Origin of the sequence: Bacillus cereus group sp. N8, from assembly GCF_016483685.1 — a bacterium.
Classification (GTDB): domain Bacteria; phylum Bacillota; class Bacilli; order Bacillales; family Bacillaceae_G; genus Bacillus_A; species Bacillus_A proteolyticus.
In genome coordinates, this window is sequence record NZ_JAEHBK010000007.1 from 117429 (window position 1) to 141048 (window position 23620).

The following is a 23620-nucleotide window of genomic DNA, read 5'->3' on the forward strand; positions in this document are numbered from 1 at the left end:
CAGCTATGCTTTTTATTAATTGAATATAAATAAACAGAAAATAATAATTTATCAATATTTTCATAAAAATGATACCGTATTTTAATCAAACTTTATTTCAAATCCACATATAGATAAGTATTAGTTCTATTTTGAAGTCATTATTGTCATTGCTTGTTTAAGTATTTCTACTTCCTGTTTTAAACGTTTATTTTCTTTTTGAATAGCACTAAGTTCTTTAAAAGAAATAGCCGATTCATCGGCATATAGTTTTATCCAAGAATAGATTGCCGTGGGTGACACTTTATATTCCTTACCCAGTTCAGTTATTGCCCTTCCTTCAAGATGTAATTGAACAATTTTCTTTTTAAAGCTTTCGTCATATCTCTTACTAGACATAAAAAATCTCCTTCAAAAAATATTTATTAATATTGTAGCACCACCTCTTAATGATGACTATAGTCGGTCGATTAAATTAGTGAATTTCTTAGTTAATTAACTAAGAGGTGAGCCTATGGAGATATCGAAAGCTTTTGGTACCGTGTTGAGAAAACACAGAAAACTAGCTGGTCTTTCCCAAGAACAATTGGCGTTACAATGTGACCTAGATAGGACTTTTATTGGATTACTAGAACGCGGACAAAGACAGCCTAGCATTACTACGATATTTATTATTTGTGGGGTACTAAAAATAATGCCTCATGAATTGATTAAAGAAGTTGAAAGTTTATGCGTTATTTAAATGATATATTTCACAAAACACAGAGGGAAATTGAAGAGCGAATATACTATACGAAAGCACGCCTAGATTAAGAGAACCCATGCTAGTTGAGTAAGGTTCTCTTAATTATAAGCGAAATATATTTTTTATTTTTCCACTTTATCGGAAGACTATAAGTCTAAGTCTTCAATAAGTGTATTTTTTGTCTTCGTTATTGTTACTACATTATCAATTGTATTGTCAGTATTAAGCTCTAGTATAGCCTTATTAGGCTGTTCTTTAAATATATCCTTAAATAGTTGTTCCACTGTAGCAGATCTAGTTTTTCCAGTTGTAATTAAGTTTATTAAGTCAAGATCTTTAACGCTTGATAAATTTGCCCATTGAAAAAAAACATTTTGATAGATCTCGTTATTGTCCTTAAGATTCACAATGTCAGCCTTTAGTTCGACGATTTCTTGTGTCATCTTAGCTTCTTTTTCTTTGAGTTGATTGTAGCGAGTAGATATTTTTCGATAGCCATACTCATTTACCTTCAGTTGATTAATAATTTTCTTTTTTGTGGCTGGAGTGTCCTGTGATAATCTGTTTATAACATCATTTGTTGAGATAATTTCAATGTATTGATTATTATTTTCTATTAAAGTGCTTCTCTTTTTATTGATTTCATCAACTAACAATTTCCCTTGACGATCGGGTTTTCTCCAAAAATCTTCACTCAGTTTAAAATCTAATATTCCTTTATTATATTCTTCTAGTGCATAAAGGAAGATTTCTTTATACCTTATAATTTGAACATTTTCCTGATTTCTTAAGAAATCATCAACAATCTTTAGAAGAATATCTTTAGAATATATTTTAGGCTTACGCCCTCGACTTTTCATACATTTCAAACCTTTCCTTTAGTTTTGCTAATTGGTATAATGCATCTTTTACTTTCTTAGAACTTTCAATTAACTGATAATTGAATTGCGAATTTTTTTCATCATATACATCATTTTTATGATGTATGAGACCGGTTTTATGAAGTGCTAATAGTTTATCGATGCATAATTTAAGAACACACTCTTGATTAACAAGGATGTTTTGTAATTTATCATAATGTTTTTGGTAATCATCGAAGGTTATTCTCCAATGTTTACAGAGATAGTGTTCATCTACGGGACAGTCTTGTAAAGGATCTGTACAATAACCGATTTCTAATGGAATTTTAACAACTTCAGAAACTTCCGTAGTGGTATTCATCGCATTTTTGAAAATAATTTCTTTGAAAAATTCGTTTGAAAGGTCACCTAAATGTCTTTTTTGATTCGCTAATAATTTTATTAGGTCTGAATCAACCCAATATTCCAAGTGATTATGATAAGCCATTTGAGAATAAATAGAATTGTGTCCCCCTAATCTAGCAATCTCACTGGGATGATAACCTTGCAACATTAAATTCAAAAATGCAAAATGGCGAGTATCATTTGGTCTTATTTTCCTATAAATATTGTAAGGTGATTGGATATGTGGCTCCAAGCTGTTCTCTAATAATTTGAGGCCATACTTCCCACAAACAATTTCACTATAAAATTTGTTTAATAAATTCTTGAAATTTGTGTAATTAAAGATTTCTGGTTTTATATTTCGAACTGTACTAGACGTTTGCAATAATGTTTTAGACGGTTTAACAGAATATATTTTTTGTTGATATAATTTGATTGAATTGGCAATTTTATCCGAAATCAAAATTTTGTCGTAAGCGATTTTACGATTCCTTAGATTTTTGCTTCGAGGTAAAGATAAAAAACATCCTTCTTTATTAAAATTTAAACAATCAAATTTCAAATTACAAAATTCGTTAATACGTATTGGGATAATGTTTGTTAAATTCCACCATAAATAAATTGGATAGTAGTCCAAATATTCTTTATCAATTTCCTCATTTGAAAAGTATACTTCAACTATTAAAGAAAATTTAAGAACATCTTGGCTTGATGGTAATTTTCTTATTGCTGTTGATTTCTGTATTTGATAGTATCTTAAAATTAGTTCCAGATACTCTTCTGGCACTATCAGATCTTGGCAAAAATCTAGAAATTCTAATAGAAAAGATGCTTTAGTTTGTAGAGAATTATGTTTAAGCTCTTTAGAAAAATAGTTAAGTTCAAATTCATCTATTGCTTCTAGATTAAATCCTTTACTTAGGATCAGTGCATCCTTTGCTCTTCTTGTTTTCCTTATCAAATGCTGAAAGCTGTTACCATCCTCTAAAAGTAAAATAAACCAAGATTTTAATAGCAAGATAAATTGGTCAGTATCAAACTTCTTTGATGAAAAAGAATCGAAGCTAAAGTCTACAAAATATGTTTGTGAAAAATATTCATCATAAATATTCCATCTGTTATTGGATGCTTCGGCTGTAAGATTTACACCCGTGCTTTTAAGACTGTTTATCCTATCTTGTAAAGTGCCACGGAGACTCTCATTATAATGAGTTGAGGTAGACGAAAAATCCAAACTATGATTATTCTCCATATTAATTGCCTCCAATTGTTAGATTTTCATTTATACTATCTAAGCTGCGTATGTTATTTAAAAAATCTGAGTAGTCCTTGCCTAAAAATGAGCTTAGTACATTTTCTCCAAATTGTTTTTTAGCAGTACTTATTAAAGAAAGGTTTTTGTATAATAAATTAGCTAATCTAACCCTTTCGCCTTTATAAGAAATGTTTTTAATCTGTTCTAATTTAGGTATCAAATTATTTAGGTTGTAAACAGTCTTTGTTAGTACATAGAAATGTGGGATTGCAAATGGACAACTGTTACATTTTCTATCTAGATATAAACAATCACCAAGAATACATTGCCAAAAAGATTCTTTGGCCGGCAATTGATTCATATTTATTAAATCCAATACTTCTCTCTGTTGTTCTTGCGATAAACTCTTAACGAACTCGTATAATGGTTTCTTTTGTTCTTCAATTGCATTTAACATTATGGAGAAATTTTCAATTTTATATATGTCTCCAAAAACTGTGGCTAACAGATTTTTTTCATTGTTTTCCATAAAATTATTTTGAGATTCACCAATAACAATTTGTTTTAAATAATTGTAGGTATAACCAAAATAGCCTTTATCGAATAATTGCTTACTAATTTTATTTAGATGTTCTTCATTTACATGGACATATCTGTTGGTAGTGTCTAAAGAATCATGATTTCTAATGAATTTAGTAATCTCCAAAGGATTACGATTTGTTTTTTGTTTTAGGATTGAATTCACAAAGGTTATAAATGTACTGTTAGCCATTAGCGATTTAAATTTAAAATTATTTATAGGAAAATTCCCGAAAAATTTATCATGCATGCTAGTAGTCAATTCGTTTGAATTACCTAAATCAATTAAGTTATTTCTTTTTGAATTTATCAATTGAGCCTTAAGTTCACATAAAACTATGGCATTAGCTACAGGTACAATCATATCTTCAGAAATAAAGAAAAAAGCCTTTTTACCATTTTTGTTATGATAAACATTCATTAAGTTTGATTTTAACTCCCAGATGATTTTTGTAGCTTCCTCTAAGGTTAAATTGTGATTTTTAAATGATTTATAATCCTGCACAGGGATAGACAAGGGGATACGAGGTATCTTTTCAATAAAATCAGTACTTCTCCATCCGTTATTTAAATGAAGCATTACGTATAACCAAATTGATTCATAATTCCCCTTTGTCCCATCCATTGATTTTGCTTTATATTCAGAAATAGCATTTTCTTTATGGAATTTACTGTCTTTAACATAGTCCAGTAGTGTTAAAAACTCATTAGTCGAATAGATTTTCTTATTGTGTTTAGAGTTTGCTAAACGCTCTTTTTTTTCCACATGGGGGTTATTAAGTTTTGAAACCAAGTACTTACAATTGGGAAATTTTGAAAACAAGTGATTAAAGAAACTATATAAAGATTCTTTGTAAGCACCTGGAACTTTATTGTTTAAAAATACGAAATTAATCTCATTAGAAGTCATGTCCATAATTTCTTTTGAAATTAATGTCGACTGTAGTAATTCTGTTATTTTAATAAATCGAACAAAAAGTTTCTTGATCGTTTTAATATTTCCGTTTGAACTTAATAATTTTTTTGAAACAAAATTATGCCATGCCTTTTCTGTACCTTTAACTAAATTTGGAAAATGCAAACCTAATTCTTTGACTGCTTTCAAAAAGATTTTATCTGGGAGGGTAGTGTACTCCAATTCATTTTTATATTGTTCAATTAAATTGGGGGATTTTAATGATTTTAAATAATCATCAATAACTTTCTTAGGATATACAATTCTAAGTTTTTTTAGCCGACCGAACCTCAAATGAGATGGTATTTGAAACTTTTCTCTATTTTTATTTAATACAGGGCTGGGGACTTTAGTAATTGCTTCATCATAAGTATAGTTTAATTTTAATAAATTATTTTGCTCTTCATATAACTTTTTTAAAAGATTAGAACAATCTTCTAGCAAATAATAATTAAGATTCTCGTACTCCAACTTTAAGATACGAAAGTTTTCTTTATTTTCATCAAACTGTTTTCTTGAATAGTCTAATTGGATTATTAAATCTTTTTCGGAAATTATGGTTTTAATTTTGTCATTTATAGAGGGCGTTGAATAGTTTGTTATTTCCTCTATAATTTGTACGATTTTTTCATCTTCTAAATGCCCAAGTACTTGAAGTGAGCTCTTTATTTCTGAGATGGTGTTTGGATCATATTTTATAACATCAATAGGATCCGTAATAGTAGTTGATTGATTAGTTTCTATAGGTGAAACATGTTTTTTGATTTTCTCAGTAATCAGTGCATTCTTTTCCTTCTCTAAATATTCAAGCATCCGGAATGAACTCTCTGCTCGTGGGATAATAGTTGAATCCTGTTGTATATCATTAATAGATTCCAAAACATTGGTCGTTTGATTATTAATAGTAATTTGCCGTTGTTTGTCATTTATTCTTGCAAGAATGGCATCGATTTTATCTTTCGGAAAAGCTACATGAGATTTATAGAATTTTTTAAATTTCACTTCAATCGGTAATTCTTCAGAAATAACGGGAATGTTAAAATTTGAGCAAATTCTGTAGAACTTACTTATTTTATATCCTAGTAAATATTCTACTTCACTAATTAAATAATAATTCGAATCGTAGTAGTTATATAAATCCGTCCTCCTTTTAACAAAATCATCAATCTCATCCTTGGGCCAATAATTTTGACCTAATGGAGAAATTTTTATAGGAGGGATCCTAAGTTTAGCCATATATCTATTAATATTACTTGGTATATCAAGCAATTCCATTAATTGTCTAGAAGTATAATATTCAGTTAAAACATTATTAGTTTCAGCTAGATCGCGATATTGTTTCTTTAGATCGAGAAATTGTTCCTTATCATAGAAAATAACGGCACTCGCAAACTTATATACGTTATCAATAGGCCTTGTATGGATAGGGGTTAATTTACGAATAAGTTTTTTAGAATATCCTAAGACTTTTATTTGACCACCAGTTATTTTGGTTTCAAGGTTATGTTCATAATTTTTATCTATAATATTTTTCAAGGAATCTATACTTGATTTGTCATAATAATTAATTTCATATTTCCCGTTTGAAGTTAATGCAATGTCATATTCTTGAATTACCTTTTTGAACTTTTTAGTATTTGTATAGCCTAAATGTTCTTTAGCATCCTTTTCGCAGATAGTATGAGTTAAAATTTTTCTGGATTTTAACTTTCCCTCCACTTCGACTTTATCATAAAAGGCGAGCACCCCAGCGTACTCATTAATTCTATCTATATGTTCTGCCTTAACCTTTTGAAGTACTATCCTATCATTTTTTTTAAATCCTAGTTCCTGCACTTGCTGAGTGCTCAAACGATTGGCTTTATTAAATGAATACCTTTTTTTAACTAAGTCAATAAAGGATTTTATATCTGATTCCTTATAATACTTGAAAGAGCTATATCCTCTTTTTACTTCTTTAATATCGCAATCATTTAATGCTTGTTGAAGTTGGTGGTGGGTTTTAAAACCCACTAATTCCATTATTTGCGAAAGTGATAATAATTCACAACTACAGTTTTTAGATGCTAAATATGCATTTACTTCTAATTTGTCATAGAAATAAGAGACTCCAGTAAAAGTCCTATATCTATCGAAAAGCTCAGTATGTTCGCTCTTAAGAATATCTCTATCGTGTTGAGTGCATCCTAACGTGATAAGTTCTTTAGGAGTATATTTATTTAAGCAATTGTCTTTATATCGTTTTTCAAGAACATTCCGTAAATTGTTTATAATATTGGTATCATAAATAATTTCTCTAGAATTATTAATACTTACTTTTTGTATTAAGGCTTCTTTAAGAAATAATCTAGTTTGATATATTGATAAGTTAAGGAGAGTTGAAACCTCTTTTAATGTCATATGATTAGGCAAGTCCTACACTTCCTTTAGTATGTCAAAATTATTAATTGCTAAATTCATAGAGCTAAGTAATGTATTTTCATCTACATAACTTAATGCAGACTGTAAGCTTCTATCGCCTCTAGCTAATGCAATTTGGGTAGGAGTTAGACCCAAATCTATTAATATGTTCGTGAAAACGCCCCTGCCAATATGTGTAGACCATTTATTGTTTGTTAACAGTATATAATCTTCGACTTGATTTTTTGCTAGTAAGTCATTTAAAAATTGTTGTTTAATCTTTTCAATTTTTGCTGAATATCTTTTTCCCCTTAAAGCTTTGAAATTCCTCGCTGAGATAAAAAGTGCTTCGGAAGTTCCTTTAGTTAGTTTAGTTAGCATTTTTAGATGTTCTTCACATAGGGGCTTTACAATTTCAGGACAAATACACATTTGATCTCTTGGATATTTAACTTGAATATCCGCCTTGTTTATTGCATCTGCAAATAAGATGTTTTGATTGTCTCTAATCTCAATTATTAGGTTGCTATTAGTCCATTTTAAACTAGAGCATTTTAAGTTAATGACTTCAGAACGTCTTAATCCCCCAAAGAATTGTAAAGCTATACCTAACGCCATTAATGGTTCAATACGCTTTGCTGTCATAATAAAATCTATAATTAGTCTATTTCTATTTTTACCGAAGTCTTTAATAACATTATTTTGAATGGAATTTCTTATTGGTAAAATAATATCTAAATCATTAGTGTTTTCAAAAATGTTAGTTTCTATTTTCCTGCTTTTTTGACCATAATAAACGGTCTGGTAATTCACACTAAAGGCCTGGTGAATTATGTTTTCTGACTTCAACCAATGGAAAAGTTTGTTTAGATACTGTATCTCAGTTTTTACATATTCACTCTTTAATTCACCTGCTCTACTTTTTAATGATAAATAGGAGATATAATCAGCTCCATGTTGAAGAGTTAAACTGCTTAGTCCCCCTATAATTAATTCAGGATAACTATCTTTATTTTTATATAAATGATTTAAAAATCTTGTTATTACATAAGCTGCATTTCTTTGACTATTAATAGACTTTCCCTTATTTTTATATTCTCTTTTTATAAAATTTGAAAGAGGTGAAGGAAATATTAGATAACTATTTTCTTTAATTCCGATACCAATACTACTGAATATTTCTCCGTTTTTTGAAGTTTCATCAAATTCCCTTACAACAAATCTCATAGTTCCCTCCCGTAAGTTCTATTACTATGTTTATTTACTTTTTATACCCAAAATAAAAATGTACATGGGTGAAATTATTATTGATATCATTACTATTAAAAGAATATATTAAATTTCGCCCTAAAAACAGTATACATGTTCAAACACCTACTGTAGCCATGATTGCAAGCCGTGAAGATGAAATCAAACATTTCAAAGCTCAAACTTTCTATGGTATCGAAGCTCAAACAGCTGAGAGATTAAAGCTAACTTGGCAAGATACAAAAGGAAATAGCCGTAGCTTTAATAAAGAAAAAACTGATGCAATCGTGAACAAAATTAGTAAGCAAAATGCTACTGTTGTAGACATTGATAAAAAACAAAAGAAATCGTTCGCTCCTGGTCTTTACGATTTAACTGAGCTACAACGTGATGCGAATAAAATATTTGGTTACTCTGCGAAAGAAACATTAAACATTATGCAAAAATTATATGAACAGCATAAAGTTTTAACGTACCCTCGTACAGATTCACGCTATATTTCATCTGATATTGTCGGAACACTTCCAGAGCGTCTGAAGGCTTGCGGAGTTGGAGAATACCGTCCTTTAGCACATAAAGTATTGCAGAAACCTGTAAAATCTAATAAATCATTTGTTGATGATAGTAAAGTAAGTGATCATCACGCAATTATTCCAACAGAGAGCTATGTAAACTTCTCAGCTTTCACAGATAAAGAGCGTAAAATTTATGACTTAGTTGTAAAACGTTTCTTAGCTGTTTTATTCCCGGCCTTTGAATATGAACAACTAACATTGCGCACGAAAATTGGTGACGAAACGTTCATCGCACGCGGAAAAACGATTTTACATGCTGGTTGGAAAGAGGTTTATGAAAATCGATTTGAAGATGATGATGCAATCGATGATGTAAGAGAACAAATCTTACCTCGAATCGAAAAAGGCGATACATTAAACATAAAACTAATTGTCCAAACATCAGGTCAAACGAAAGCACCTGCACGCTTTAATGAAGCAACATTACTTTCAGCGATGGAAAACCCAACAAAATACATGGATACGCAAAACAAACAACTTGCTGACACGTTAAAGTCAACTGGTGGATTAGGTACTGTAGCAACGCGTGCTGATATTATCGACAAGTTATTCAATTCGTTCTTACTTGAAAAACGTGGTAAAGATATTCATATTACTTCAAAAGGCCGTCAGTTACTTGATTTAGTGCCAGAAGAACTGAAATCTCCTACACTAACTGGTGAATGGGAGCAAAAGTTAGAAGCTATCGCTAAAGGAAAATTAAAGAAAGAAGTATTCATTTCAGAAATGAAGAACTATACGAAAGAAATTGTTGCTGAAATTAAATCGAGTGATAAAAAATATAAACATGACAACATTTCAACGAAGTCTTGTCCAGACTGCGGTAAACCGATGTTAGAAGTAAACGGCAAAAAAGGTAAAATGCTCGTTTGCCAAGACCGTGAGTGTGGTCATCGTAAAAATGTATCTCGTACAACAAACGCTCGTTGTCCGCAATGTAAGAAGAAACTAGAACTACGTGGTGAAGGAGCGGGCCAAATTTTCGCATGTAAATGTGGCTATCGTGAGAAACTTTCTACATTCCAAGAGAGACGTAAAAAAGAATCCGGCAGCAAAGCTGATAAGCGCGACGTTCAAAAATATATGAAACAACAGAACAAAGAAGAAGAACCATTAAACAATCCATTCGCAGAAGCATTAAAGAAATTAAAATTTGATTAAACAAAAAGGTTCCTACCACTATCGGTAGGAACCTTTTATTTTTAATGAATAATTTTACTTCCTTTTGCGTTCTCAACAAACTTTTCACTCGATTTGTTAATTGGTGTTTTCAGTAATAACGCAGCAATAATCATAACTACTACGAAAACACTTAACACAAGTAAATCTCTTATTACTATATCCCAAAGCATTCCGCCAACTGTTTCACGAATTGCACTAATTGCATATGTGAATGGTAAGAACGGATAAATCGCTTGGAAGAATGGTGGTGTCATTTGAATTGGGAACGTACCACCCGATCCTGCTACTTGTAGTACAAGTAAAATAATCGCCATCGATTTCCCAACGTTTCCGAAAATAGAAACGAGTGAGTATACGATACACACAAAGACTCCACCGATAAATAAACTAAATAATACAAACCAGAACTTATCGACTACGTACGTACCGAGTAAGAATATATCTCCCATTGATACGATAAACGCTTGTGAAAGACCTATCGTTAAGAATGTTAATAAACGTCCGAAGTAAACTTCATGGCTCTTATAATTCGCGCCCTCTTCATGTACTTCTACCGTTAATAACGAAACCATTAATAATGCGCCTACCCATAATGCAAGCACTGTATAGAATGGTGACATTGCTGAACCGTAGTTCGGCATTGCAAATAATTTATTCTCTTTTAAATTTACTGGATTTGCAAAGTAGTCACTTTGCTTTTCAACATCATTCTTTAATAAGCGTATGATGTCTTTTATATCCTCTTCAGATTCAAAATCACGAATTTTATCTGCTAATTCTTTAATCTTTTTCTCAGTAGCTGGCATTTCAGCTTTAATATCTGCAATTTTCTTTTGACCATCTACTAAGCCTTTTGATGAGTCTTCAAGTAATTTTTTCACATCTGGAAGCTTCTTATCTGCCTCGCCTAAAATTTGAGATGTATTTTTAGACATCTCTTTTGTACGAGCAATTGCTGCGTTAAAGTTTGGAACAATTTCTGAATCGTAATTAGCTAAGATGTCACCTATTTGTCCTGAAACACTTTTAGATACTTGATTAATACTTTCAATAACATCTGCTGCTGGTTTTTGACCTTTATTAATAGCGTCAATTCCTTTATCAGTTAAATCCATTCCTTTTTGCAAACCATCTTTTGCTTTATTTAACTTAGCAATTGTGCCATTAAGATTTTTATCACTATTCACATCGCCCAAAACTTTATTTGTACTTTCCATAACCGGAATCATATCATTAACTAAATTCCATCCTGCTTTGAACTGTCCATTTAAATCATTTAAGGCTACTTTTGTAGAATCTAATCCATTAACACCTTTGTTACTTAAGTCTTCTCTTGCTTTTTCAAGCTCCGTTTTTAATCTGCTGTAATCATTTACAGCCTTATCATATTTTTCCCTACCATTGTCTAATGCTTCATTTGTTTGGTTTACTAAATCATTTGCTGCTTTTATATCTTGATTTAAATTCCCTCTTAACTGCTGAGCGTCTTCTTTTACATTTTCAGCTTTGTTTTTCAATTGCTCAGCTGTGCTTACTGCTTTTTCAAAATCAGCTACAAATGTTGCGTTATAGTCCTTCTCAGCCTGATTAACTAAATTATTCACTGTGTCTAGTTTTTGATTAATACCATCTCGCACATCTTGTTTAACTTCTTGTCCCGAACTAATTAAATCTCCTACATGCTTAACTCTGTTATTAACATCCACCATAGAATTTTTAAGCACTTTTAGACTTTCCACTCTGTTTCCAAAGAACTGCTTACCAAAGTCCGTTGAAGCTGATTCTTTAAAAGTTGTAAAGAAATCAATTAAATATGAAACACTATCAATACGGTCTTGGAGAAGTTTTGAAGCATCCTGAACGTTTTTCTGAGCTACAGCTGGGTCCACACCCTTATTTTGAAGCCCATCCATAACACTTTTCACATAGGCCGTTCCAACACGAGTAGAATTGAAAACATTGTTTACAGTTTGATCAATATTTGTAGCAATATTTTTATACCCCTCACCATTCACTTGCGGTAACGCTGGAATTTCTGGTATTTGTGGTACGTGCGGAATAGTTATATTAGGCAACACTGGGAATTTAGCCGGATCTGGAAGTGTCAGATTAGAATCAAATGATGGATTTTTTAAGAAATCTGTAATTGCTGCCGCACTATCTAAACCTTGTTGCATTACAATTAAATTATTCTTAATAGTTCCTGGAGCACGTTTCAATGTTTCATCATTTCTCGCAAAGAATTTATCTAAATTCCCTAACGCTTCTTGCCCATCATTCATAACACTTTCTACAACTGGTAACTCTTTTTGCGCTACTTTCACAACATCTTCTGCCCGAGTCGCATCATCTAATGCCTTATCCACAAGTGTATTCATTTCTGGGAACTGTGCTTCTAACTTAAAGACAAGATCCTTGACCTTCTCAATACTCGGTAAGTTAGTTTCTAAATCGATTCCAAGGTCATTGAAGATTTTAAAAATCTCACCGTTTGCTGTTTTAACAAAGTTTTTACTAACCTCTTCTGTAAGACCCGATGCACCTTTAGCTGTAATCTTCGGTGCAATGGCATTCACCTTTTCATTTACATAGTAATCAATTTCTGGTTTCTGTGGATTTTCATTCAAGACTGTTGCAATCTTTTCAGAAAAATCTTTTGGAATAGTAATACTTGCGGAATAATCTCCACGCTCTACTCCATAAATTGCTTGCTTTTCATCAACAAACTTCCACCCGAAATTTTTGTCCTTCTTAAGTGAATCTACAATTTCTTCCCCGATGTTAATATCTTTCCCTCTTAAATTTGATCCAACATCTTGGTTAGAAACTGCAATCTGGATTCCTTTCGTATTTCCGTAAGGATCCCAAGAAGCTTTAATGTTAAACCATGCATATAACGATGGTAAAATCATTAACCCTAAAACAATAACAATTGCAGCCCAATGTTTGGCTACATTCCGTAAATCTGTCTTATAAATACGCCAAATTTGTTTCATAAAAGTTATCACCTAATTATATATTTTTCCTTCTTTAGAAAATGATACATACATTTTGCAATTATATCACTTTCTACATCGTGGATTAAACGAAAATGCATTATTTTCCCTATTAAATATTTCACTTACTTCATTATATAACGAAGTAAGTGAAAACATGAATACAAAATGACCAAATTGGTTTTACATTCAGTAATAACAAATATATAGGAAATGTCATAAAAAATACAAGTATTTTCTCTTGGAAATACTTGTATTCATTAAAAAATCCTCACAGCTTTTTATAATCTGTGAGGATTTCTTCTATTATATGTCTAATTGCATCTCTACACCGAAATGATCTGAAATTACATTTCGGTTTGTGCCATTAAAAATAACTTTTGAAGAATGAACTGTTTTACTTTGGTTACACAATATTAAATCGATTCGCAAATTATGTTTATTTTCATCCCAACCAGCAATCTCACCTTGGACAGTTGTTCCTTCATCCTTCTCTATCGCTAGTTCATATGTGTCATATAAACCTTTTTGCATCATATACTCATAACCCTCTCCTTCCAAACGAGCATTGTTATTAAAATCACCCATTAAGAAGGAAAGTTCATTGCTATTTACACGCTCCATTAAACGATCAACTTGGTCTTTGAATGATTCTTCTTCATCATTCCACCAGCCAAGATGGCAAGAATAAAACGTTATATTCTTATCATTATAAGCAATTGTTGCACTTACAATTTTGCGTGTTTTCCAATACGTTGTATCCTTATTTTCTGAGATAAAGAACGTATCTTCCTTTACAATGTTGTGCTTTGTTATAATTGCTAATCCTTCCTCGTACACATCATATCCAATATGAGAGAAATCCCAAATAATATTGTATTCTTTTACATTTAATGCTCTTAACTCTTCTAGCAGTAAAAGTCCAAAATTATCTTTTTTCTTGTTACCGCATACATTTTCAGCTTGTATAGACTGACTTACTTCTTGCAATGCGATCACATCATAATCTTCTTCTTGAATTACTTTAGCAAGATACTTTATTTTTTCAATTTGATTCTCTTCTTGCCAAGAGTGACAATTTAAAGTTAGCAATTTCATATTATTACGCACCTAACATATCTTGAATGTCTGACTTTAATACGTCAGCTTTCGGGCCATATACTGCTTGTACACCTTTATCTTTTACAATAAGTCCTAAAGCACCATTTTGTTTCCATTGTGCTTCTGGTGCAACAACATCTAAATCTTTTACTGTTACACGTAAACGTGTCATACAAGCATCTACGTCAGCAATATTTTCTTTTCCACCTAATAAATCGATAACTTTTGTTGCTAATGAACCATCTTGTACGTTTCCTGTTCCTTCTGATGACTCATCTTCATTATCAATATAGTTACCCGCACGACCTGGTGTTGGTAAATTGAACTTTTTAATTAAGAAGTTGAATAATGTAAAGTTAAGACCGAAGAACACTAATGAAACGATAACGAAATTGATTAAATCTCTTGTTAGACCTGCGTTAACCATCATTGGTGTACGTGTAATTAACTCAATAAATCCGAATGCGTGAACACGTAAATCAATTAAATCTGCTAATGCGAATGCAAGCCCTGTTGTAATTGCATATACAACATATAATACTGGAGCAATAAACATGAACATGAATTCGATTGGCTCTGTTACACCTGTTAAGAATACTGCTAATGCTGCCGATAAGAACATTGGTTTATATTTTGCACGTTTTTCTTTATCAACATTACGGAACATCGCAAACGCGATCCCCATTAGTGCTGCTGTTGAGCCGATAACTTGTCCTGCTTTGAAACGAGCTGGCACAACGTTATTTAATAAATCGTTATATGCTTTCGTATCTCCATTTGCTAATAAGTTATTTAAATCTGTAATCCATGCAAGCCATAATGGATCTTGTCCCGCTACGATTTGTCCAGCTTTTGAGCCAGTTAACATCGTGTATGTTCCGCCTAGCTCTGTGTAGTTCATCGGAATCGTTAACATATGATGTAATCCAAATGGTAATAATAAACGTTCTAAAGTTCCATATACAAATGGCGCAACAACTGGCGCACTATCTTTAGATGCTGCAATCCAACGACCAAATTCATTTAATCCACTTTGGATAAACGGCCATAAAAGTGATAATACAATCGCAGTGACTGTAGACCAAACAATTACAACGAATGGTACGAATCGTTTTCCATTAAAGAATGCTAATGCCTGTGGCAGTTTATTATAGTTATAATACTTGTTATATAAAGTAGCTCCTAGGAAACCTGTGATAATCCCTACGAAAACTCCCATGTTTAATGCTGGTGCACCAAGTACAGAAGTAAAGTAATCTTTTACAACTAAATCTCCTGCTAATACTGAAGAAACTGTTGCTTTTGAATCCGCTAACATTTGAGCGTTTACGCCAAATATAGCTCCTGTAATTCTATTTGTTAAGACGAATGCTAATAGTGCTGCAAATGCACCACCTGCGCGATCCTTCGCCCAAGATCCCCCAATTGCTACTGCGAATAAAATGTGTAAATTTGTAATAATTGCCCAACCGATGTCTTCCATTACGCGAGCAATTGTATGAACTGCGTTAATATCCCCAGCAGACATCCCAATTAACTTCCCGATGGAAATCATTAAGCCCGCTGCTGGCATTACAGCTACAACAACTAATAATGCCTTCCCGAACTTTTGCCAAAAATCAAAAGACGTAATTTTCATCTGTTCTTCCTCCCCTTTATTTATAACAACATAATGATTTAAATTATAATTTCTGTCTCTCTTATGAAAACGATTCCTTATATCCCTATTTTTTTATTGCGCAACCGTTTTCATAAATCTATTTTAATAAAAGCGTTTTCACATTGCAATAGAAATTTATTTTTTTTCATAAAAAAAGATGCTCAAAGAGCATCTTTTTTTATTATGAAATGCGATAAGCCCTTGTTTCATAAGGTTTTAACGTCATTGTAGTTACTTGTTCATGTTCTGCAACTTCATAGTTATTTAAAAGCAAACGTTTGCGTTCTAGTGCGAATAAAGGCTCATTATACACAGCTTCCTCTTTTGAGATATTACTAATTACAATGACTTTTTCATCCTGTAACGTACGTGTATACGCATAAATTTGTGGATCGTCCTCTAAAAGTAAATCGTACGTACCATAATTCAATACATCATGCTCTTTTTTCAAAGCAATCATTTTCTTATAGAAATTGAAAATAGACTTTTCGTCATTTTTTTGCTTTTCAACATTAATTTCTTTGTAATTTGGATTCATGCCAAACCAAGGTGCACTTGTTGTGAAACCAGCATTCATCTCATCGTTCCACTGCATAGGTGTACGTGAATTATCACGGCAAGAAGCCCATATAATTTCCATCATATCTTGATGTGATACGCCCTCTGCAATTTTCTCTCGATATAAATTTTTAATTGCTACATCATCGTAATCTTCAATATTTGGTAACTGAACATTTGTCATACCAATTTCTTGTCCTTGATAAATAAACGGTGTACCGTGCATAAAGAAATACATCGCTCCTAGAGCTGTTGCACTTTCACGCCAATATTGTTTATCATCTCCCCACGTTGAAACGATACGTGGCTTATCGTGATTCTCGATATATAAAGCATTCCATCCCTTATTTTCTAATCCTTTTTGCCATTTCGTTAATACCTTTTTCAATCCTACAACATCAAGGTCTTTCTTCTTTTCTGCATCCCATAAGCTTAAATGTTCAAACTGGAATACCATATTGAATTTACCTTGCTCTTCTCCAACCCAAAGCTCAGCATCTTCAATCTTGACACCATTCGCTTCTCCAACAGTCATAATATCGTACTTAGAAAATGTATTTTCTTTTAACTCTTCTAATAAAGGTTGAATACCGTCTACATTCATATGTTTATCAAAAGATGGTACATATTTCAATTCTTTTGGATTTGGCATATCCTTGAAGCCATCTTCTTTTTTAATATGGCTAATTGCATCAACACGGAAACCATCAATCCCTTTATCAAGCCACCAATTAACTGTATCGTATAACACTTCACGAACTTCTTTATTCTCCCAGTTTAAATCTGGTTGTTTACGTGAGAATAAATGTAAATAATATTGTTCTGTTACTTCATCATATTCCCATGCCGAACCATTAAAAATACTTTCCCAGTTGTTTGGTTCTACGCCGTCTTTACCATCATGCCAAATGTACCAATCACGCTTCGGATTGTCTTTAGATGAACGAGATTCAATAAACCAAGGATGTTCATCGCTTGTATGATTAATAACTAAATCAATAATAAGCTTCATGTCACGCTTATGAACTTCATCTAGTAAAGCATCAAAGTCTTCCATCGTACCAAACTCATCCATGATATCTTGATAATCACTAATGTCATAGCCATTATCATCATTAGGTGACTTATACATTGGACAAATCCAAATTACATCTATATCTAAATCTTTTAAATAATCCAGCTTTGCAATAATACCTTGTAAATCTCCAATACCATCACCATTTGAATCCATAAAGCTTCGTGGATAAATTTGATAAGCGACAGCTTCTTTCCACCATGTCTTATTCATACTAATTCTCTCCTTTTGCATCCCATCGGAATTTTATGCAAACGTTTTCGTAACACTATCATAACAAAATATGAATAGTTTGCAACTGTTTTCATTGAACTCTATGTAGATTCCTTCTTCTTATGCTTTATTTATTTCTCGCCAAGGCAAATCTCATTCTTCTCCTCTCCTTGTCCACGCGTATTACAGACCTTTTTCATATATTAATAAAAAGCCTGAATTATTTTAGGAAGGAGCTATAAATTGAAACATACAAAATTAACCGGTCGTGTCGTCATACCTTCAGATCCTGACTATGACGTGGCCCGAATAAATTTAAATTTAAGTATTCCAAAACTCCCTTGTATTATTGTTTTTTGTCAAAATAAAAATGATGTGTGTAACGCCTTAAAATGGGCACGCGAACGTCATATACCTTTTCGCTTAAGAAGTGGGCGGCATAGTTATGAAAATTTCTCTCTTTTAAATGGCGGACTTATTATTGATGTGAGTGAAATGCATCGAATTACTGTTAATACAGAGAAGTTAACAGCAACAATTGAAGCTGGTGCAAATCTTGGTACTGTTTATAAAGAGCTTTGGAAATATGGTGTTACAATACCAGCTGGCACAAGTGCAAGTGTTGGGGTTGTTGGGTTAACGCTTGGCGGTGGCATCGGTATGCTTTCACGCTTATTCGGATTAACATGTGACCAATTAGTAGAAGTTGAAGTGGTACAAGCATGCGGTAAATTGGGCGCAAAAATCATTCGCGCAAACGAACAAGAAAACCCTAACTTGTTTTGGGCATGCCGTGGCGGTGGCGGTGGAAATTTCGGCATTGTTACTTCCTTAACCTTTCGAGTCCACCCTATAAAAAACGTATCCATTTTCTCACTTGCATGGGAGTGGAAAGACTTTATTTCTGCATTTCAAGCTTGGCAAAACTGGGCCCCTTATATAGATGAACGTCTCACTTCATCTATCGAATTATTCTCCAAACAAAGAAATAAAATTGAGGTAAAAGGTGAATTTGTTGGCTCTCCTTCTGAACTCTATCCCCTATTATCCCCTCTTCTTGAAACTGGTAATCCTTCTCTCTTTATAGATGAAGTTCCTTATATAAAGGCCGTCCAATTCTTTAACAGTGGTAATATTCCCGAAAAATTCAAGCGTTCTGGTTCCTATGTATATAAACCTATTCCCCTTAAAGGCATTCAAATCATGAAATATTTTCTTTCTCATGCACCAAATAAAGAGGCAAGCATTTGGCACCAATCACTCGTAGGTGCTGTAGAAAATATTTCCCCTAATGAAACCGCTTATTTCCATCGCAAGGCAATTATTGTTCAAGAATATATTACCTCTTGGAAATGCGACGATGAAGAAAATCGAAATATACGCTGGGTTAAAGACTTACGAGAAAGTTTAGATCCTTATACACTAGGCGACTATGTCAATTGGCCCGATATCGACATAAAAAATTGGCAAACTAGTTATTATGGCTCTAATTTTCAAAGACTACGTAAAGTGAAGACTGCATATGACCCTTGCAACGTTTTTCACTTTCAACAAAGTATTCCCCCTTTTCATACGTAAAAAAGGAGGAATAAAATAAAAAATCATCCAACATGTTCGCTGCCTTATAGCATGTTGGATGATTCAAGTTAATGTTCTATATCGTTTCAAATTATTACTCCTACTCATAAACTTTCAATTACGGATTAATTGTATTTCCTATCATTTTCATGCAATGAATGTAATTTAATATTTGGTACTTTATCTTTTTCAATACCGCTATTATAAACAACAGGAATTTGAAATTCGAATTGCTTTGTCTCATGTTTTTGTAAATAGACTGGTTTCGGTACTTGATAACTTTTCGAATTCTCGTTTGCATTATCATATAAAACAACTTTTAATGCTTGTGAATGATTACGATAATTTTTTAAAGTAACAATGCACTTTTGTTCGATATCCTCTCCATTTTTCTCTATTCTACACTGGCTGTCTTCTTTTTATATTCTATTGCTTCTACCCCTGTTTTTCCTGCGTAATACCATGTTTTATTCAATGTCTGGAGGATGTTATTTAAAATAAACGGCATCATTAAAATCAAAATACTAATGCCTACTACTTTTACCTTATTCATTGTTCTAAATGTACTAGATTCCTTTTTTCCTAGCCATTTTACGAATAATATAAATGCAATTACATGTAGTACGAAAGAAACAATCAATATATTTGAGACTTTATAATCCATATAAATATATGTATGTACCGGAACCTTATAGAAATTGAATAGTTTTTCCCCAATTAATTCATTATCATTTGGAATTTTTAATAATAACAAAACCCCTATACTGTAACAAATAGCTACTAATCGATCATACTCAATTCGGACCATTCTTTCTCCCCTTCCCTTTGCTTTTTTATTATCGATTTTAGCTATTATTACCATACTATACAATCTTTTTATAGAGGATAACGTAAAAAAGCTCCTTATAAATATATAAAGAACTTTACTAATATACAGTATGAATTAGAAAATCAATATGCAATTTTCACATAGAGATTTCCTCAAAATATGTTGGATTATGTATTGTAATTTTTTTATCCAGAATTGTAACAATACTATCATTTTTTAATTGTTTTAATACGCCACTAACCGTCTCTCGAGACGTACCAGATATTTTCGATATTTCAATTGTTGTAAGTGGACAGGAAATTACAATCGTTTCGCCACTCTGTTCTCCTAAATCCTGCATTAAATAATTTAATGTTTGAATGACTCGATCTTGTGCATTAGGAATTGTAATATTTTGCACTCGATTTTCGTTTAGTTTTAATATCGATGATAATTGCTGAACAACGTACATTAACTGCGTCCTACTAGATTTCACCATATCTTCGAAAATTACTGTCGGAATATAGTATACTTCTACATCTGTCATCGCTTCTGCCGTATAGTTATATCCTCTGTCTGTAAACATACCACCATAAGGAAAAATAGAATACCGCTTTACATAGTCCTCATATAATAAATTCCCACTTTGATTTACCCGCTCTAACTTTACAAAACCATCTAACATGAAGTAAATTCTTTCTCTTGAATCCCCTTCTAAAAATAAAAATTGACCCTTTTTATAAGTTCGCCAATAGACAAACTCCGTCAAACCTTTCAATTTCTTTTCTGTTAAATGAGCAAATAATTCAAACTGCTTTAAATCTTTAACTACGTTCCGTCTATTCATAAAATTCCCTCTCTCTTGCTGTATGTTGGAGCGAAAAATCAAGAAAGCGTATTCAAATTAAATTTTATCATAATTAACTTATATATTCAGATTTCATCATGAAAACTTTATGAACAATGAGTACAAAAAATATTAATAAATAAAAAGAATGAAGTTACTAACTTCATTCTTTTTTTACCAATAAGTAGAGTACATAATTATTTAAACATACATGCATACATCCTGTTTAGAAATAATAGTACCAGCTTTTTCTTCTAGTGCTTCATATACTTTTTCTAAAGACGTAATAATTGTTTTTCTTTTTGGATTTGTATTAACAAAATTAATAGCAGCTTCAATTTTTGGAAGCATACTTCCCGCAGCAAATTGTTGTTCTTCAATGTATTCTTCTAATTGATTCACTGTGACATGCTCTAATTTCTTTTGATTCAGTTGATTATAATTTACATACACATGATCAACTGCAGTTAAAATTACGAGCGTATCGGCATCTACTAATTCAGCTAGTTTCTGCGCAGCGAAATCTTTATCGATAACCGCTTCAGTTCCTTTTAGCCCTTCTTCGGAATCAATCACTGGAATTCCACCACCGCCAACAGCTATTACTATATTTCCATCCTCGACCAAAGAATTAATCACTTTATGCTCATGAATACTTACAGGCTTCGGTGATGGAACAACACGTCTCCACCCTCTGCCAGCATCCTCTTTAAACACTGCTTTTGTTTCTTCCATTAATCTTCTGGCTTCTTCTTCTGTATAAAAAGGACCAATTGGTTTAGTTGGATTTTTAAATGCCTCATCTTTTTCATCCACGACAACGCGTGTTATAACCGTTGCTACGTCTTTTTTTATATTCCGTTTTTTCAATGCCTTTTCAATCGCATTTTCCATCCAATATCCAATCATCCCTTGACTCATTGCACCACAAGTATCTAATGGCATTGCAGGTGTCTTTTCCGTTTCTGCAGCTTTTTGCTGTAATAAAATATTCCCCACTTGTGGGCCATTTCCATGCGCAATTACTATATCTACATCATTTTCCATTATTTTCACAAGTTGTTCCGCTGTTTTTTCTAACGCTTCTTGCTGTGCTCCCGCAGTAGCTTTTCCAGACTGTATCGCATTTCCCCCTAGTGCAACTACAATTTTTCTTCGTGCCATATTTCAACCCTCCAATTGATTTCATTTTCACAGTGCTTTATAAAGTAATACTTCCTGTAATTAATCCATAAATGGCAAAGAATGCTAAAGCACCAATCGCTACCGACGATGCTAATTCCACTCGAGTAAATATTTGCTTCGAGCTCTTTTGCTTTTGAACATTGTAGAAAATAAAAATACCTGGTGCATATAAAGTCATTGTTAGTAATAAATAATCTAAACCAGCTGCATAAACTAACCACACGCCATAAATACTTGCTATCAAACCAATTATTATATTTTTATTTCGATCTGCTTCTTCAGACTTTAAGCTATGCTTCAGTTGATAAAATGCTGAAAAAGCATATGGGATTAAAATAGCAGAGGATGCTAGAGAAAATGCAAAATTATAAGCTTGATCGGAAACAACGAATGTCAATAAGAACATTTGAATCAAACCATTTGTTATCCATAATGAATTTACGGGCGCCTTATTTTTATTTTCTTTTGCAAACCATTTTGGAAATACTCCGTCTTTAGCAGCTAAATACGGAATTTCAGAAGCAAGTAAAGTCCATCCTAACCAAGCACCTAATACAGATATGACTAAACCTAAATTAATAAAGATAGCACCCCATTTTCCAACAACGCTTTCAAATAAATAAGCCATAGCTGGACTTTTCAAATTAGCAATATCTGCTTGTTGCATAAGTCCAAGAGACAATAATGTAATTAAAATGTAAATGATGAGTGTACCAATTAAGCCAATAACCGTCGCTTTTCCTACATCACTTCTACTTTTTGCACGACTAGATAAAACAACAGCTCCTTCTACCCCAATGAACACCCACAGAGTTACAAGCATTGTACTTTTAACTTGACTGCCAACCGCCCCCCATGAAAAAGAACCAGCTTGTCCCCAAAATCCATCTAGGAAAGTATCAATATGAAACGCGAAGATTCCTACGACAATAAATACAAATACAGGTACTAATTTCGCAATTGTAGTTACTAAATTCACAAGTGCTGCTGATTGAACTCCGCGTAAAATTAACATGTGAACACACCATAATAATACGCTTGCACCAATAATGGATGCTACATTTTGACCGCCTTCAAAAATTGGGAAGAAATACCCTAATGAAGAAAACAATAATGTGCCGTAAGCTACATTACCAAGCCAAGCAGATAGCCAATATCCCCACGCACTATTAAACCCCATGAAATTACCAAATCCTGCTTTTGCATAACTAAAAATACCACCATCTAAATCTGGCCGTTTTACAGTTAGATTTTGAAAAGATAATCCAAGCGCAATCATCCCAATTCCTGTTATAACCCAACCAATAATAATGGCTCCAGCGCCAGCACCTTTTGCCATATCACTTGCTAAATTAAATGCTCCACCACCGATCATAGAACCAACTACAAGAGCCGTTAAAGTAAACAATCCTAATTTCTTATCTTCACCCATTCCAC

The 23620-nt window shown here is 32.5% G+C and carries 15 protein-coding genes and 1 pseudogene; 3 read left to right on the forward strand and 13 right to left on the reverse strand.

The features are described 5' to 3' along the window. Positions 1–126: 126 nt before the first annotated feature. Positions 127–378 carry a transposase gene (locus tag JDS80_RS13410; protein ID WP_002201908.1) on the reverse strand — a complete coding sequence of 84 codons (252 nt, stop codon included), beginning with the start codon at positions 376–378 and terminating at the stop codon, positions 127–129. A 115-nt stretch (positions 379–493) separates the two neighbouring features. On the opposite strand from JDS80_RS13410, the gene JDS80_RS13415 reads away from it, so the two are divergent. Then, entirely contained in the window at positions 494–721 is a 228-nt protein-coding gene (locus JDS80_RS13415) for a helix-turn-helix domain-containing protein (RefSeq protein ID WP_016103240.1), read from the forward strand. Positions 722–870: 149 nt separating this feature from the next. On the opposite strand, the gene JDS80_RS13420 is transcribed toward JDS80_RS13415, so the two are convergent. Genes JDS80_RS13420 through JDS80_RS13435 form a run of 4 tightly spaced genes read right to left on the reverse strand, consistent with a single transcriptional unit; the run spans position 871 to position 8384 of the window. Continuing rightward, the gene (locus tag JDS80_RS13420; protein ID WP_199638831.1) at positions 871–1584 is read right to left on the reverse strand and encodes a hypothetical protein; all 714 of its coding nucleotides are present in this window, start codon (positions 1582–1584) and stop codon (positions 871–873) included. Continuing rightward, positions 1565–3220, reverse strand: coding sequence for a tyrosine-type recombinase/integrase (locus JDS80_RS13425; protein WP_199638833.1), 1656 nt, complete (start codon positions 3218–3220; stop codon positions 1565–1567). Before JDS80_RS13425 ends, JDS80_RS13420 begins: the two co-directional genes overlap by 20 nt. Before the next feature lies 1 nt (position 3221). Next, positions 3222–7169 carry a helix-turn-helix transcriptional regulator gene (locus JDS80_RS13430; protein WP_242477358.1) on the reverse strand — a complete coding sequence of 1316 codons (3948 nt, stop codon included), beginning with the start codon at positions 7167–7169 and terminating at the stop codon, positions 3222–3224. Between the two features lie 3 nt (positions 7170–7172). Beyond that, positions 7173–8384, reverse strand: a complete 1212-nt coding sequence (locus JDS80_RS13435; RefSeq protein WP_199638835.1) for a site-specific integrase — start codon at positions 8382–8384, stop codon at positions 7173–7175. Between the two features lie 68 nt (positions 8385–8452). On the opposite strand from JDS80_RS13435, the gene topB reads away from it, so the two are divergent. Next, entirely contained in the window at positions 8453–10141 is a 1689-nt protein-coding gene (gene topB / locus JDS80_RS13440; RefSeq protein ID WP_199638837.1) for a DNA topoisomerase III, read from the forward strand. 41 nt (positions 10142–10182) lie between these two features. Here the strand turns inward: topB and JDS80_RS13445 are convergent, their stop codons facing one another. From JDS80_RS13445 to JDS80_RS13460, 4 genes are all read right to left on the reverse strand, one after another. Continuing rightward, positions 10183–13158 (reverse strand): YhgE/Pip domain-containing protein, encoded by a 2976-nt coding sequence (locus JDS80_RS13445; protein ID WP_199638839.1) that lies wholly within the window; start codon positions 13156–13158, stop codon positions 10183–10185. Between the two features lie 306 nt (positions 13159–13464). Continuing rightward, on the reverse strand, positions 13465–14256 hold the full coding sequence (locus tag JDS80_RS13450) for an endonuclease/exonuclease/phosphatase family protein (RefSeq protein ID WP_044739883.1): 792 nt from the start codon (positions 14254–14256) through the stop codon (positions 13465–13467). A 4-nt stretch (positions 14257–14260) separates the two neighbouring features. Continuing rightward, positions 14261–15898 (reverse strand): PTS transporter subunit IIBC, encoded by a 1638-nt coding sequence (locus JDS80_RS13455; RefSeq protein WP_098888191.1) that lies wholly within the window; start codon positions 15896–15898, stop codon positions 14261–14263. A 202-nt stretch (positions 15899–16100) separates the two neighbouring features. After that, positions 16101–17765 carry a glycoside hydrolase family 13 protein gene (locus JDS80_RS13460; protein ID WP_199638841.1) on the reverse strand — a complete coding sequence of 555 codons (1665 nt, stop codon included), beginning with the start codon at positions 17763–17765 and terminating at the stop codon, positions 16101–16103. Between the two features lie 243 nt (positions 17766–18008). Here JDS80_RS13460 and JDS80_RS13465 point away from each other — a divergent pair, with 243 nt between their 5' ends. Next, the gene (locus JDS80_RS13465; protein ID WP_199638843.1) at positions 18009–19343 is read left to right on the forward strand and encodes an FAD-binding oxidoreductase; all 1335 of its coding nucleotides are present in this window, start codon (positions 18009–18011) and stop codon (positions 19341–19343) included. 125 nt (positions 19344–19468) lie between these two features. Here the strand turns inward: JDS80_RS13465 and JDS80_RS13470 are convergent. The 4 genes and pseudogenes from JDS80_RS13470 to arcD all read right to left on the reverse strand — a co-directional run bounded on the left by JDS80_RS13470 (position 19469) and on the right by arcD (position 23615). Next, positions 19469–20151, reverse strand: a pseudogene (locus JDS80_RS13470) (ABC transporter permease). Between the two features lie 157 nt (positions 20152–20308). Next, positions 20309–20998 carry a Crp/Fnr family transcriptional regulator gene (locus tag JDS80_RS13475; protein WP_071747261.1) on the reverse strand — a complete coding sequence of 230 codons (690 nt, stop codon included), beginning with the start codon at positions 20996–20998 and terminating at the stop codon, positions 20309–20311. Positions 20999–21199: 201 nt separating this feature from the next. Continuing rightward, positions 21200–22162 carry a carbamate kinase gene (gene arcC, locus JDS80_RS13480; protein WP_199638845.1) on the reverse strand — a complete coding sequence of 321 codons (963 nt, stop codon included), beginning with the start codon at positions 22160–22162 and terminating at the stop codon, positions 21200–21202. Positions 22163–22199: 37 nt separating this feature from the next. Then, positions 22200–23615, reverse strand: coding sequence for an arginine-ornithine antiporter (gene arcD / locus JDS80_RS13485; protein WP_199638847.1), 1416 nt, complete (start codon positions 23613–23615; stop codon positions 22200–22202). Positions 23616–23620 lie beyond the last annotated feature (5 nt).